Raw genomic sequence first — 14,610 nt, 5'->3', positions numbered from 1 at the left:
TTTGTTCTTGGCAGTATGATGGGTTTGAATCGCCACTTTCTGTGACAATGTCGTCTTTCGTTCGACAACTATCCGGTAGATTTCGGTGTCGGCTCGACAGTAACGTCTAATTTGTCTGCCACGTTCGACAGCAACGAACCTTTTACTTCCTCGACACGCGATTCGATGACCGCAACCACTGGTTCGTCGAACGATTCGCGAATGTGTTCGATTCGGTCGCGCTCGGTTCGACATCGGTCTCGGAGATATTTCGCCCCGCTTCCCGATTCGTCCTCCTCTGGTTCGGGGGTGACTTTGTTGATGACAAGTCCCGAGACGGCGAGGTCGTACTTGGTCAACTCCTCGACGGCCCGCCCCGTCTCGCGAATCGATAGCTCGTCCGGGTTGAGCACGAGGAAGTAGGCCGCCTCGGTGCGAAGCACCTCGCCGGCGAATTCGAACATCTCCTTTCGCTCCTGCAATCGGGCGATGATAGGGTCGCCTTCGACCATTCGTCGGGGTTCTCGGTCGCCAATGGCGGCTTTCTCGAACAGGTCGATGCTTTGTTTCCGTTTGTGAAGGAGGCGTTCGATCCACCCTTCGAGGAATTCCGGCAGTGAGAGCAGTCGGAGCGTCCCACCTGTCGGAGAAGTGTCAAATACAACGCGGTCATACTCCTCCGCATTTTGCATCACATCGACGAATCGGTCGAACAACGCCGATTCGTACGCGCCGGGCGTCTGGTGTGCCATCTCGACTTGGCGGTCGATGGCGTTGACCATCCCCGGACTCACCTGGTCGCCCATCGACCGTTTTATCTCCATCAGGTGGTTTTCGACCTCCTGCTCGGGGTCGATTTCCATCGCCCAGAGGTTGTCGTGGCCATCGACCGGCGTGGGTTCGTCACCGAACTGTTGGTCGAACACATCGGAGGTGCTGTGTGCGGGGTCGGTCGAAACGACGAGTGTTTTCAATCCCGCGTTCGCACTCTTCAGTCCGTACGCGCTCGAAACCGTGGTTTTGCCGACGCCGCCTTTGCCGCCGAAGAAAACGAACTTCTTCATGTTAAAAATGATACTGCTGTCCTTTGCGTTCGATGAGCGATTCGCGGTCCCACATTCGGCGTTCCCATGCCTCGAATTCGTCGGTCAGGTAGGGGAGAAGTTCGGCAGTATAGTACGAAATCGGACTCGGGACGCCGAACACGTCGGGAAAACACGCGAGCATAAATTCGTCCTCGGTATCCTCGGCTTCCTTCTCTATCAACTCGTACGCCGGATGCGAAATCATCCCGTGATAGAGGCCGCGGAGCCACTCCGAGACGTGCCGACGGTACGTCTCTATCCTGTCGGCTAGTGACATACTACCACAGTATCGTCCTCGCTATTTAAGCAACCGGGTCGGGTTCCTATCGCATGCTTCCCTATTCTTCTCTTGTCGCTCGCCCCGCGGGTAGGCTTAAGACGCTTCAGTTCGTGCCACGGGATAGCTAATGAGTAAGGGTCGAATCCCGGTTACGATTTTGAGTGGCAATCTCGGTGCTGGCAAAACGACGACGCTCAACCACCTGTTGAACGAGAGCGATGATAGGGACATCGCGGTGCTCGTCAACGATATGGGTACGATAAACGTCGATGCCGAACTAATAGAGGACGGAACTGAACTCACCGCCGAAAACGGCGTCGCCGAACTCTCCAACGGCTGTATCTGCTGTGAACTACAGGATGACCTTCGAACCGAGGTCAGCCGACTCGCCCGCGAGTGGGAGTTCGACACCCTCGTCGTCGAATCCTCGGGCATCAGCGAACCCGCTCCGATTGCGCGCCTGTTCACGACCGAATCGCGCGCCGCTGCACGGTACGACGTGGATACGACCGTCACCCTCGTCAGCGCGCGCCAGTTCCGCGATTTCTTCGATGGCGACTCGCCGGTCGAGCGAACCGAAACCGAAGACGGCGAGACGCGCCCGCTGTCCGACCTCGTCATCGAACAAATCGAATTCTGTGACGTGCTCGTGCTCAACAAATGTGACCTGGTGACCGACGAGGAACTGGACGAAATCGAGGCGACTCTCCGCGCGCTCCAACCCCGAGCCGAACTGATTCGAACCGAACACGGTCGGGTTTCTCCCGACAAAGTCCTTCAACGCGGGCTGTTCGACCGGGACGCAGTCAGCGATTCCGCGGGGTGGAAGCGAGCGATGGCGCACACTGGCGACCACGACCATTCTCCCGACCACGTTCACGCCGACCACTCCCACGACCACCGCCATCCGGAGGAAATCTACGGCGTTTCGTCGGTCGCGTACCGCCGACGCCGACCGTTCCATCCCGAACGCCTCGTCGATTTCTTCGAATCGCTTCCCGACGGCATCATTCGGGCGAAGGGAACGTTCTGGCTCGCCGGACAGGACTGGATGATGGAGTACGGACAGGCCGGATCGTCCGCCCGCGTCGATACGGCGGGCCAGTGGATCGCGAGCCTCCCCGAAATCGACCAGAAGCTCTACCGCAACAATCGTTCTGACCTCAAATGGGACGAGGAATGGGGCGACCGCGAGACGAAACTCGTCTTTATCGGAACGAATTTTGACGAGGACACCATCGTCGCTGAACTGGACGACTGCTTGCTGACCGACGAGGAAATGGACGCTGACTGGGCCGGGTTCGAAAATCCATTTCCACAGTCCGAAGACGGACTGTTGACGTTCGGCGAGTGACCTTTCCTCCGTGTCAGAACCTCCCGATGCTTCGCTCGTATCGTTAGCTTATAGCCCCTCGCCATGCACGAATCGCATATGACTATCGAGCAGCGAGGTGACGCTCACCTCATCACGCACGCGATGGCGAAAGACACCCTCTCGAAAATCCGGGACGAGAACACGGAACAGGTCGGTTTCCGCAAAGGCCTCGTCAAACTCGGTCGCATCTGTGGCTACGAAATCATCGACGGCGCGATGGATACCGAGTATGTCTCCATCAACACTCCCCTCACCGAGACGACCGGCGAGCGCGTCAAAGGATTGGACGACGTGGTCATCATCAACGTGCTTCGTGCCGCGACGCCGTTCGTGGAAGGCCTCCTGAAGGCGTTCCCCCGCGCGAAGCAGGGCGTCATCAGTGCTGGCCGAAACGAGGATGCCGGAATGAACGAGAACGGCGAGTTCCCAATCACCATCGACTACGTGAAACTGCCCGAAATCACGGAGAAGGACACGGTCATCGTGGCCGACCCGATGCTTGCTACTGGCAGTACGATGTGTGCCGTCCTCGAAGAGGTGCTCAAAGAGCAACCAAACCCGGAGAACTTCTTCGTCCTCTCCGCGGTCAGCGCCCCCGATGGCCTCCTCAACGTCCACGAGAAGTTCCCACAAGCGGATCTGCTGACGGTAAGTATTGACGACCGACTCAACGACGACGGGTTCATCGTTCCCGGATTGGGCGACGCTGGCGACCGCGCGTTCCGTACGCAGTAAATATCGAACCATATCCGCTTCTCCCCTTGCTAATCCAACGAACAGCGATGCCACACGAATGAGATAGGGATATCACATTTTCAGTCGACTCCCATTGCGATGTCCCGAGCAACCGTCTGCCTGACCTACGATTTCGACGCGGTGTCCGTCTGGATACACACGTTCGGCGCGTCAAACGCGCCGACGCAACTCTCCCGTGGAATTTACGGCGCGTGGGTCGGCGCGCCTCGCCTCCTTGACCTGCACGACAAACGTGGAGTTCCCGCGACGTGGTTCGTCCCCGGCCACACCATAGAGAGCTTCCCCAACCGTGTCGGGGAGGTTCACGACCGCGGCTACGACGTGCAGTGTCATGGCTGGCGACACGTCAACCCGAGCACGTTCGACAGCAAGGAGGCGGAACAGTCGGAATACGAGCGCGCAATTTCCAACATCGAGAACGTGACGGGACGCAAACCCACCGGATTTCGCTCGCCAGCATGGGAGTTCTCGAAGCACACGCTCGAAATCATCGAAGAATTGGGATTCGAGTGGGATTCGAGCCAGATGGGCAACGACTTCGTGCCGTATCATCTCCGCAAAGATTGGAAAGCACCTGATTCCGACCCGTTCGAACTCGGCGATTCGACCGACATCGTCGAAGTCCCGATTTCGTGGAAACGGGCCGATTTCCCGGCGTTGATGTTCGTCTGGGAACAGTCGATTCTGTGGGGATTCGCCGACGAACAGTCGGTGTTTGACCTCTGGCAGGCGCAGTTCGACTGGATGTACGAGAACGTGGACGACGGAATTTTCACCCTCGCCATGCACCCACAGGTCATCGGTCAACCGCCGCGAACGCGACGCTTGGAGGAGTTGATCGGGCACATGCGGACGAAACCGGACGTCGAATTTGCAGACCTCAGCACAGTGGTCGGCGAGATTCAGGACGGCGACCGGGAAGTTTTCGAGGTGATGGGTGGTAACTGAGTCGTCTGCCAGCCGATTCGAGTTCGCTAGCCCCGCGGATATCACCCCCTCTTTTGAAACATCGGTGAAAACACCTTTTCGGACGGAGTGCGTTAGAAGTTCACATGGCAAAATACGTTGCTCTCGTCGATATTCGCGAGCAAATCCAAAACGCACAGGAGTTGGCGTCGGTCTGGGGCGATGTTCGGGCCGAATTCGAGGAATTCGGCATCACCCTTGACGGCAGTTACGCAGTGTTGGGCGAGTACGATTACATCCTCATCTTCGATGCCCCGGACAGGGACACGGCGTTCAAGTCTGGAATCGCGGTCGAGAGTCACGGGATGGATATGCAGACGATGGAGATCATTCCGATCGACGATTTCGCGCAACTCGTCGAAGACTGATTTTGTACCCCAGTCCGAGCGAAAAAGCCTATTCCCCACCACTACCTTCGCCCAACTATGACTACGGAAGTCGCGCTTGCGTTCGACGACGCCGACCTGCTCCCCGCAATTGCCCAAGACGCCGAATCTGGCGACGTGCTCATGCTGGCCTACGTCTCACCTGAAGCGGTCGAGCAAACCCTCGAAACCGGCCTCGCACACTACTACTCCAGAAGCCGAGACGAACTCTGGCAGAAAGGCGGCACCAGCGGCCACGTTCAGCACGTCGAAGACATTCGCGTAGACTGCGACGGGGACGCGTTTCTCTACCGCGTCGAACAGGAAGGCGGGGCCTGTCACACCGGCTACGAATCCTGTTTCTACCGCGAATTGGACTCCCTGAGCGAGGACGCTACTGCCGAAGCCGAAGTGGTCGGCGAGAAAGTGTTCGACCCCGACGAAACATATGAGTGAGATGAGCGACCCACTCACCGACCTCCGGAGTGCGGACGAAGCCTGTCGAGAAGTCGAGGCCGCAGTCACCGAACACGGAAAAACGCGGGTCGAGGCGGTTGGAGACGCCCACGACCGCGCCACCAAACTGCTCAACCGGTACGAAGGCAAAGCCACCGGAACCGGGGATTTCAAGTCGTTCGTGGAGTTTCAGGGCCAGTTTGCCGACCTAGTGACGAACCTCCCCGACGACGTTCCCGCCCGCGAGTCGTTCGAGCGGGCGGAGGACATCTCCAACAAACGCCGATTGAGCGAGGATGATTTCGACCGGATTCGCAGCACGCTCGAACCCGCCGAGGAAATCGCAGCCCTCCTCGACAAGCGTCGAGAACGCCGCGAGCGATACCGCGACGCTCGTCACGACGTCGCCAACAGAATCACCGAGTTGGACGAACGGATCGACGATTTAGAGCGACTTCAGGAGTTGGGTGCGGCCGACTTGGACGCCCCGACCGAGGAACTCCGCGAGCCGATTGAAACCGCGGACGAGGCCGTCTCTGTGGCGTTCCGCGAGTTCAAACGCCAATCGAGCGCCCGCGAGGTCGTTCGGTTTCTCACCGCGACCGAGCAGTACCCCCTCATCGAGTTCGATTCGCCGCCGGATGAACTCCGAACCTACGTGCTCGAAACCGACGCGGGCGAGAAACCGATTCCCAAGTTGCTCGAACTCGCCCGTTACTCCCGGTCGAAACTCGACCACTACGTGACCGACCCCGCCGAACTGAAACGCGCCGTTGCCACGAACGAGACGTATCTCGACCGCCTCGACGCAGACCCTCTCATGATCGGGTGGCCGCCAGCCCCTGCCAACGAACTCCGATGGTGGTGTGAGGAAGCGATTCGCGTCGCAGACCGATTCGCGTCGGCGGAGGCGGTCGCTCGACTCCGCGAGGTTCAGCGACTCACCCACGACTCCCGGTTCGACACTTTGCGAACGGCGGCACAGGCGCGAGCGGAGTTGACCGATGAGGAACGCGAGCGTCTTACCAGCGGCGCTGTCGAAGACGAACTCGAACGGACTCGTGTGAGAAAAACGGAATTGTCGGACGCATTAGCGGACTTTCCGGAACGATAATTTTCAGCTCTTCCGCTCAGACGCTTGCTTTCGCGGTTCGAAGGGCGTCTTCCATCTCCTCCGACAGTTCTTCGGCGCGGTGGCGTTCGCGTGCCTCCGCGTAGATTCGAACCATCGGCTCGGTACCGCTGGATCGCGCGAGCACCCACGCGTCGCCAAAGTCGAGTCGATAGCCGTCACGGGTGTTCAACTCCGCGTCCGACTCGTTCGCTTTCTGCTCGGCGGCGGAAAGCAGCGCGTCGTGTTCGGCGTCCGTCGTGTACGAGATGTTCGTTCGGACGTTGTGATAGCCGTTGTACGGTTCGACAACTTCGCTGGCGTTTCGGTCGACCAGCAGTTCGAGGAATTTCGCGGCGGTATACGCGCCGTCGCGGGTCAGTCGATAGTTCGGGAAGAAGATGCCGCCATTGCCTTCGCCAGCGACGGGCACCGTCACGTCTTGGTCTTCTAGTTCACGGATACGGGTGATGATGTTCGTGCTGCCGATGGGTGTTAGTTCGAGCGTCGAACCCGTTTCGCGGGCAACGTCCACGAGACGCTGGGAGACGTTGACGGCGGAGACGACGGCATCGCCGGGTTCGAGTTGTGCGGCGGCGAGCGCGGCTAGCGTCGCGTCGCCCTCGATGTAGTCGCCGTTTTCGTCGTAGAAAATGGCGCGGTCTGCATCCCCATCGTGTGCGATTCCCACGTCCGCACCGCTCGATTCGACCAGTCGTCCAAGGTCACGGAGGTTCTTCGGAACCGGTTCCGGATTGCGTCCGGGAAAGTGACCGTCGGGTTGGCTGTTCGCCGTGACGACGTCACAGCCGAGTTTTCGGAAGAACTCAGGGGAGGTGAGCGAGCCTGCACCGTGTCCGGGGTCGAGGGCGACGGTGAGGTTCGTGTCGACGATTTTCGTCGTGTCGATATTTTCGAGAAGCTGGCTGATGTACCAATCACGGGCATCCTCGATACGGTGGCTGTGGCCCGTTTCGCTCCAGCGAACTGCTTCGAACGCCTCGGTCAGGAACTTCCCTTCGATGCGCTCTAGGCTCCCGATGGCGAGTTCGATGCCGTCGTTGCCGATGAGCTTCACGCCGTTGTACTCCGGCGGGTTGTGACTCGCTGTTATCATCAATGCCGGAACACCCTCGCGTTCCGCGTACGCCTGCGCACCGGGCGTCGGCACGACACCGAGGCGGTATACGTCCGCCCCGACGCTCGCTAACCCGCTGGCGGCGGCATCGGCGAGCATGTCGCCAGTGGCCCGCGTATCTCGTGCGAGAGCGACTCGGTCGGAGCGCCACACCGTCCCTGCCGCTTTCGCAATCTTGAGCACGAACTCGGGGGTCAACTCGTCGTTTGCGACCCCTCGCGTTCCGCTCGACCCGAACACCTTCATGTTCTGGGGTGGGGATTCTGTCTTGAAAGAGATTCCGAATACCCGCGCTACTCCGCCTCAGAAGGGTGTCCGATGGCCGATTTGACAGGAGATTCCCACGCGAGGACGGCGAACGACCCGACTATCAAAACCCCGCCAGCGACCGCGAGTGCTGTCAGCGGCGATGTCGTATCCGAAATCAGGCCACTGCCGAGTTGGAACGGGATGACCGTCAGGAACTCACCATGGCCAACGCGGAGAGCACGGTTGCCCGTCCGAGGGTGTCGATTCTGTCATTGACGTACTGCGAAGCCAGCGACCGCGACGTTTCGGCGATTCCACGAGCGAACAGGAACGCCGGAATCGCCAGAATCGGTAGTGCTCGGAGCGCGATGAGTCCGATTCCGACGACGAACGGAATGGCGAGGAACCACTGTCGAAGTCCCACCCGCTCTCGAATCGTCCCGGTGTGATAGCTCAGTCCCGCCGAAAAGAGGCTAATCGCCGCGTAGAACCAGCCGAGAAGCGGTTCGACTTCGCTAGCAGAAACCCCAACCTGCGGGAGAACCGTTTCGAGTACCGGTTGAACGTACATGAAGACGAGATACGAGACCGCCGAGAAGAGGACGAAGTAGTAAACTACGAACGCACGAAGTCGAAGATGCGAGAGCGTTTCGCCGATGACGCCGACCGCCTCCCGCAGACCGAGATCATCCGCATCGCTTTCCTCGTAGCTCGTCGGTTCTTCCAAACTCAGCAATATCGGCACACCGATAGCAGACACTCCGGCGGCCACCAGAAACGGATACGCCAGGTCGATGTTGCCGAGATAGCCACCGGCGACACTGCCGAGGACGCCGACGAGGAGAGCGACTGCCTGTCCGCGCCCGCGAACGTCAGCGAACTGGTCTGCCGACAGCTCGTCGGTGAGCGTGTCGTATAGCCACGCGTCGTCACTTCCCGACCGGAAGTTGTACCCCATCGACCAGCAGGCGTACAGCACGGCGAGTTCGAGGAAGGTTTCCGCAAAGCCGATACCGACGAGCGTCAGCGTGATGACCGTGGTTCCGATGAGCAGGCTGTTTCTGCGCCCGATTCTGTCGCCGACGTAGCCTGTCGGAATCTCGCCGAGAACGGTCGTAACGTTGTAAATCCCTTCGAGAACTGCGATGGCGGTGAAATCCAACCCGAGCGAGAGGAAGTAGAGATACATTATCGGGCGCTAGAACTCGACCGCCTTGGTCGCCTTATAGGCGTAGTAGAGGCCGATATTTCGACTCAAACCCCGCATACGAAACCGAAGGGACTGCCGTTTTGAAATCGTTCTGCGCACGAGATTGCACATAGATAGTTGACATCTTTTCGAGGGAGATATACGGGACGGGAGGCGACTTGTAGCTACGATGGACGACTCACGTCCAGACCCGGGCGACGTACTCGCCGCGATCGGAAACGAGCGACTGGTGTCGATGCTATACGAACTCCAGCAGGCATTCCGCGAGGGTGAATACGCCCTCTCCTACGCGGAACTCAAACGACGCGTCGGCCTCCGCGACAGTGGCAACTTCAACTACCACCTTCAGCGTCTCGTCGGGCAGTACGTCCGAAAAACGCCGGAGGGCTACGAACTCACCTACGCGGGGCGAAAAGTTGCCAGCGCGCTGACGGCCGGAATTTTCACCGAAAAAGCGGACGGCACGACCCTCTCGGCATCCGGAACGTGCTACAACTGCGGGAACGAAGCGCTCTCCGCACAATACGAACACGAACGAATCCGCATCACCTGTGACGACTGCAGCGAAGAAATCCTCCATAACCCGTTTCCACCCGCTCCAACCACGCGCAGAGACGACCTTCTTTCCGCCTTCGACGCGTGGACTCGTCGCTGGAACGCCCTCGCATCCGCTGGAACGTGCCCGGAATGTGGTTCCCACATGGACGGGGAACTGACCGACACTGACCCGAACCTCAGCATCGGCGACGTGCCGTACCGACTCCGGGTGACGTGCCGCGAATGCTGGGCGATGGCGAACCTTCCCCTCGGCTGTCTCGTCCGCGACCATCCGCGAGTCGTCGGCTTTCACGACGCTCACGGCGTCGATATCGATGCCCGTCCCTTGTGGGATGTCGACTGGGCGCTCCACCGCAACTACCTTTCTGTCATCGAAGACGACCCGCTTTCCCTCCGACTGCGAATCCCGTTCGACGGCGAGGAGTTACAGTTGACGTTCGACGACGAGGGAACCGTCGTTTCGACCGAAACCGAACGGCGGTAATCCGAACCCGAACGTTTTCCACGATTCGCATCCCTAACTCGGGCATGACCAGTATCGACGAGAAACGCGTCTACAACGACCGGGAGGGGACGGTAACCGTCTACGTCGCTACGGAACTGGGCGTCGTCCGCGTCGAAATCTCCGGGGACATCGTGGGTGAGTTTTCGATGGCCCACCGCTGCGTTGCCCGTGATGTGGCGACTGTGGGCGATTCGCTCGCAGTCGCCACCGACGAAGACGCGCTCGACAGCGATTTCCGCACGCTCGGATTCGGCCCGACAGTTGCGGTCGGTTTCGACGGCGATACCCTCCTCGCGGCGGGCGACGACGGAACCCTCGCGCGGTACGACGACGGCGACGACGAATGGCATGAACTGGCCTCGCTTCCCGAAGTACGGGCTATCGACGGGGATATGCTGGCGACTGCCGACGGTATTTATCAAATCGTGGACGACGGAGTCCGGAACGTCGGTCTGAACGACGTTCGAGACGTTTCTACCGACGGCGTTCCACTCGCGGCCACGGCTGAGGGCCTCTACTGGCTCGGAAACGGTTGGATAGATGCACTGGATGGTGACTTTCGCGTCGTGAGTTCGACCGATGAAGACGCGTATGCTGCCGCCGACGCGCTGTTCGTTCGCGATGGAGACGACTGGCAAGAAGTCGCGCTTCCGGTGGCTGACCCCGTCGCGGCTATCGGATTCGGTGAGGGAGTGTACGTCGCGACCGAATCAGGAACGTTTCTTTCGTCGGTCGGGAATGGGTGGCGGAGCCGCCATCTGGGACTAACAGGGGTTCGGGCGCTTTCGGTGTGCTACTCCACATCGAGTTCGTAAAGTCCGCAATGAACCTTCCGGACGAGTTCGAGCCGAGTGAGTTCGCGGAGGCGGTCTTTAGCACATGCCTGTGTAACGTCGAGTTCCTGTGCGAGATAGGCAGGTATCGCTCGTCCTTTGAGGAGGAGATTGAGAACTCCTCGTTCGGTTGGCGTGAACTCGTCGTCTTCGAACGGAACGTTCACGAGGAGCGTTTCCGTCGTCCTGTATTTCGCGTCATCGTCGGTATCGAGTCGTAGCTCGTACAGTCCACGATACGGTTTCTCGACGAGTTCGAGTTCCCGTAATCCGTCAAGCGTGGCTCTCGCTGTATCTGCTCTGACTGCTAATTCGCTGGCGACGTATGCAGGGGTACACCGACCTTCCGCGAGCAGGTTCAAAACACTTGTCTCGGCTGGCGTGAGGTCGGTTTCGTCTACCGGCAATGATACATCAACACTGAGCCGGGTTACCGAGACCATTGAACGACACTACTATTTTAAAATATAAATAAAATATTATTATATTCATATAGGAATATAGCGCCCGTTCTCTCGATCTGTTGCGTCGGGTCCGTTTGTCTAAAGGAGCCACGGTCACTCGGGCGACCGAGTGAAAACGGGTTTAAGCGGGGCTACCCAGATTTTTCGTATGATACTCAGTGGGTCTGCCTCGCAATCTTTGGCGGCCACACTTGCCGACGAACTGGACGAACCGCTCGCGTCCGTGGAGTATCGGTCGTTCCCGGACGGCGAATTGCTCGCAAGCGCGCCTGGATTCGAGGACACTCGTGCCATCGTCATTGCTTCGACTGTTTCCAGCGACGCGCATCTCGAACTGCTCCAGTTGCAGGACGCCGCCGCCGAGTGGGGTGCCGAGGAAGTCGTTACCGTCCTCCCGTACATGGGCTACGCCCGGCAGGACAAAACGTTCGAACGCGGTCAGCCGATTTCGTCCCGCGCAGTCGCGCGCGCCATCAGCACCGGAACCGACCGCGTGCTCACGGTCAATCCACACGAAACCGCCGTCTGTGACTTCTTCGACGTTCCCGCCGAATCGGTGGACGCCGCAGGCCGTCTCGCCGACCCACTGCCCGCCGACCTGACCGACCCCGTGTTTCTCTCACCCGACGAAGGGGCGCTCGATATCGCCGACACCGTCCAAAAGACGTACGGTCGCGGTGTCACGGACTACTTCGAGAAGAAGCGACTCTCCGGAACCGAAGTCGAGATGACACCCAGCGATACCGACGTGAGCGGCAGGGATGTGGTCGTCACCGACGACATCATCGCCACCGGTTCGACCATGAGTGAAGCCGTGTCCCTGCTCCAGAAACGGGATGTCGGTCGCGTATTCGTCACCTGCGTCCACCCGATGCTGGCACAGAATGCCCGGACGAAACTCGCAAACGCAGGTGTCGAAGCGGTGTACGGGACGGACACCATCGAACGCGCGGTGAGTCAGGTGTCCGTCGCGCCCGACATCGCTGACGCGTTATGAGGATCGTATTCCAGTAATTCTAGGACACCGTTCGCCGACATCTCTTTGTTCCAGTACAGTCCCCCGTCGATTTCGATGGCCGCGTTCTGCTCGTTCAAAAACTCATCCAGTTCGTCTAAGGAGACACGAACTGTCGCGATTTGGCCGGTAGAAGGGTAGTACCGTGATGCATCCTCCACGGGTAGTGGTCGGTAGAAAGGTAGTACCGTGATGCATCGTCTCTCCACGGGTAGTTCGACGATCCCCCCGGACTCTTCAATTGTGTAAATACCGACATTTCGACGATGACCGTATCCGAATCGATGGAGTTGATGTGAGGGATGGCTCCATAATTACTTTCCCCTTGGCATATTCTCACACTGCCATCGCCGATGGCGACATAGCGATACCCAGTTAGGAAATATTGATGAACTATCGACAGCGCAGTTCGGAACGCAAATCCGACACTGAGCAACCGGACGAATGTTTGGCCGATATCCGTCGCAGAAGTGTTGCCGACTTTCGAGAGCGTAACGACCTCTGCCGTGGAACCACGCCACGTTCGATGAGTGTGCTCCCTTGCTCGTAGGAGCTACACGCGTTGGGCAGAAACGTTTTGGCGTTCACTTCGGCGAGGCTCTCTGCGTCGAGATATCCGTCTACGCAACGGATGCCGTCGTCGGAAATGTGCCCGATATAATGAAAGAAGTCTGACTGTGTACCGAGGAGTTCCACGAGTTCGGCCATCGTCGTCCGGTGGTGAACGGACACATCGAACTGTGGCAAGTCCCGAAGGTCGTAGTAACGGATGACATCGCTTTCGTTCTCCATCGAGGGGTCGTTACAGACGATTTCGATGTCGATAGTCGAATCCGTCGCATCGAAGCGTTCGCTCCGAACAGCGCTCCGATAAAGGCTCGCGTGGGTCAGTTTGTTCCACTGAAGTGGGTACCCCGGCCCAACCCATGCAGGTTCCTTCGTATCGGTTTCGCCCGCCAGTTCGAAAATGTGAGAGGATGATATCTGCTCGCCGTTCGGTGGGAAGTCGGGTTCCGAGTACGTTTCCCGATAAAAATCGGTCATCGATTCAGCCGCCTCTGCCATCGGTTTTGGCGTTGTTGGCGGGTTCGCCGTTCGAATCAGTGCGAGACTGTTCGCCAAAAACGGGAGTAATTCGACGTTTTTCGTGGCCGGAACCATATCGACGGCGAGATGCCATGTCGGCATGGCTGGCTCGAGGGCATCGAACGGAACATCGAGATACTCGTCGAGGCGTTCCGATACCGATGCCCCGTAGAGACTTTCGAAATCCAAATCGATATTCCCTTTGACCAATTCACGCTCGTGAAGCGTTACCGGATATAAGCCGTTCGTCCGTGTGAGACAGTCCAGAAAGAACGCTTGCTGGAAGACGCGCTCGACGGTTCGCTCGTATGTGTCATGATGCAGTAAATCGTATTCGAAGTCCCCCACCACTAGTCGTGGGCTGTTTCCCGCTTCGATGGACGCACCAAGGTAGAACGCGAGCGGGGTCGCCGGGTACAAATACTTGCGTTTCGACGGGAGAACGAGCGTCGCGTTCGTCGTCGGCTCTTCGACCGATTCGGGAACGTGAAATTCGTCTCCACGCTCGATGAGTGGCGGGTGCCCGCGAAGCGTTGGAAACGAGCGTTCCGGGCTTCCCGTCTTTACCGATGACCCGAGTAACGACATCGCCTGCATCACGTCTTCGGTATCGTCGGTGACCGAGATGGTGCCAGCAGGTGTTTTATGCCGTGAACGAGCACCGACGACGACCCGTTGTTCGCTGCCGAATTTGAATTTCGATGTAGAATTACTTTGTTCGAAGACGATCGAACTGGTGACTGAAAAATATATTTTCATCGGTGTCCCACCGACTTCGACACAGTACATGTCGCTCGGTAACCGTTCGATGGCACTCGCTTCGTTACTATCAAAAACGACGGAAAAATCATCGTCGCGGATGAATGTGTAGCTTCCTTTCTGACGGATGATTGCCGACGTTTGCAGTTCAACCGCTTTCTCGACCGGAAAATCGAGACCTTCTGCTTCGACCGGCGTAAGCGAAACTGGTTCTGGAGTGTGGAGTACGTACCGCGTCTTTTCGATGGGGTCGATGATCTCGATTCCCGACTCGTTCGCCAGTGGCTGGATATTCATTATTCTCGTAACTCATTCATATTCGACGTTCGCCACCAAGTGGCCGCTACTTCGCGTAAATTGGCGACTGTACTCACTTAATCACGCGCATTTTCAACTCAACTCAAAAACGGCTGATAAATA

Annotated in this window: 15 protein-coding genes and 1 pseudogene; 9 read left to right on the top strand and 7 right to left on the bottom strand. The window is 58.5% G+C overall.

What is annotated here, in order from left to right:
• Positions 1–68 precede the first annotated feature (68 nt).
• Together ACN2TU_RS13230 and ACN2TU_RS13225 are read right to left on the bottom strand one after the other, a co-directional pair.
• Positions 69–1,043 carry an ArsA family ATPase gene (locus ACN2TU_RS13230; RefSeq protein WP_435155904.1) on the bottom strand — a complete coding sequence of 325 codons (975 nt, stop codon included), beginning with the start codon at positions 1,041–1,043 and terminating at the stop codon, positions 69–71.
• Position 1,044: 1 nt separating this feature from the next.
• A complete protein-coding gene (locus ACN2TU_RS13225; RefSeq protein ID WP_435155903.1) occupies positions 1,045–1,341 on the bottom strand; it encodes a DUF7990 family protein in 297 nt (98 codons plus the stop codon).
• Between the two features lie 130 nt (positions 1,342–1,471).
• On the opposite strand from ACN2TU_RS13225, the gene ACN2TU_RS13220 reads away from it, so the two are divergent.
• From ACN2TU_RS13220 to ACN2TU_RS13195, 6 genes are all read left to right on the top strand, one after another.
• Positions 1,472–2,698 carry a GTP-binding protein gene (locus ACN2TU_RS13220; RefSeq protein ID WP_435155902.1) on the top strand — a complete coding sequence of 409 codons (1,227 nt, stop codon included), beginning with the start codon at positions 1,472–1,474 and terminating at the stop codon, positions 2,696–2,698.
• 78 nt (positions 2,699–2,776) lie between these two features.
• On the top strand, positions 2,777–3,454 hold the full coding sequence (upp, locus tag ACN2TU_RS13215) for a uracil phosphoribosyltransferase (protein ID WP_435155901.1): 678 nt from the start codon (positions 2,777–2,779) through the stop codon (positions 3,452–3,454).
• A 99-nt stretch (positions 3,455–3,553) separates the two neighbouring features.
• A complete protein-coding gene (locus tag ACN2TU_RS13210; RefSeq protein WP_435155900.1) occupies positions 3,554–4,423 on the top strand; it encodes a polysaccharide deacetylase family protein in 870 nt (289 codons plus the stop codon).
• 104 nt (positions 4,424–4,527) lie between these two features.
• Positions 4,528–4,809 carry a GYD domain-containing protein gene (locus ACN2TU_RS13205; protein ID WP_435155899.1) on the top strand — a complete coding sequence of 94 codons (282 nt, stop codon included), beginning with the start codon at positions 4,528–4,530 and terminating at the stop codon, positions 4,807–4,809.
• Positions 4,810–4,866: 57 nt separating this feature from the next.
• The gene (gene hisI / locus ACN2TU_RS13200; RefSeq protein WP_435155897.1) at positions 4,867–5,262 is read left to right on the top strand and encodes a phosphoribosyl-AMP cyclohydrolase; all 396 of its coding nucleotides are present in this window, start codon (positions 4,867–4,869) and stop codon (positions 5,260–5,262) included.
• 1 nt (position 5,263) lies between these two features.
• On the top strand, positions 5,264–6,376 hold the full coding sequence (locus ACN2TU_RS13195) for a DUF7118 family protein (RefSeq protein ID WP_435155895.1): 1,113 nt from the start codon (positions 5,264–5,266) through the stop codon (positions 6,374–6,376).
• Positions 6,377–6,392: 16 nt separating this feature from the next.
• On the opposite strand, the gene glmM is transcribed toward ACN2TU_RS13195, so the two are convergent.
• Together glmM and ACN2TU_RS13185 are read right to left on the bottom strand one after the other, a co-directional pair.
• On the bottom strand, positions 6,393–7,757 hold the full coding sequence (glmM, locus tag ACN2TU_RS13190; protein ID WP_435155893.1) for a phosphoglucosamine mutase: 1,365 nt from the start codon (positions 7,755–7,757) through the stop codon (positions 6,393–6,395).
• 47 nt (positions 7,758–7,804) lie between these two features.
• Positions 7,805–9,027 (bottom strand): annotated as a pseudogene (locus tag ACN2TU_RS13185) (MFS transporter).
• A 112-nt stretch (positions 9,028–9,139) separates the two neighbouring features.
• Between ACN2TU_RS13185 and ACN2TU_RS13180 the strand changes: the two are divergent.
• Both ACN2TU_RS13180 and ACN2TU_RS13175 read left to right on the top strand, forming a co-directional pair.
• Positions 9,140–10,012, top strand: a complete 873-nt coding sequence (locus ACN2TU_RS13180) for a DUF7351 domain-containing protein (protein ID WP_435155891.1) — start codon at positions 9,140–9,142, stop codon at positions 10,010–10,012.
• 44 nt (positions 10,013–10,056) lie between these two features.
• Positions 10,057–10,848: an HVO_0234 family beta-propeller protein gene (locus ACN2TU_RS13175; RefSeq protein ID WP_435155890.1), complete on the top strand. Its 792-nt coding sequence runs from the start codon at positions 10,057–10,059 to the stop codon at positions 10,846–10,848.
• Here ACN2TU_RS13175 and ACN2TU_RS13170 read toward each other — a convergent pair.
• Positions 10,827–11,309: a hypothetical protein gene (locus ACN2TU_RS13170; protein WP_435155888.1), complete on the bottom strand. Its 483-nt coding sequence runs from the start codon at positions 11,307–11,309 to the stop codon at positions 10,827–10,829. The genes ACN2TU_RS13175 and ACN2TU_RS13170 overlap by 22 nt on opposite strands.
• 169 nt (positions 11,310–11,478) lie before the next feature.
• Between ACN2TU_RS13170 and ACN2TU_RS13165 the strand changes: the two genes are divergently transcribed.
• On the top strand, positions 11,479–12,327 hold the full coding sequence (locus ACN2TU_RS13165; protein WP_435155887.1) for a ribose-phosphate diphosphokinase: 849 nt from the start codon (positions 11,479–11,481) through the stop codon (positions 12,325–12,327).
• Here the strand turns inward: ACN2TU_RS13165 and ACN2TU_RS13160 are convergent.
• Positions 12,288–12,506, bottom strand: coding sequence for a hypothetical protein (locus ACN2TU_RS13160; RefSeq protein WP_435155886.1), 219 nt, complete (start codon positions 12,504–12,506; stop codon positions 12,288–12,290). The genes ACN2TU_RS13165 and ACN2TU_RS13160 overlap by 40 nt on opposite strands.
• Positions 12,507–12,738: 232 nt before the next feature.
• Complete coding sequence (locus ACN2TU_RS13155) at positions 12,739–14,487, bottom strand: hypothetical protein (protein ID WP_435155885.1); 1,749 nt, start codon at positions 14,485–14,487, stop codon at positions 12,739–12,741.
• Between the last annotated feature and the right edge of the window lie 123 nt (positions 14,488–14,610).

The organism is Haladaptatus marinus (assembly GCF_051194195.1).
Note: the sequence above shows the minus strand (reverse complement) of the source record. Positions and strands in the feature narration are given on the sequence as shown.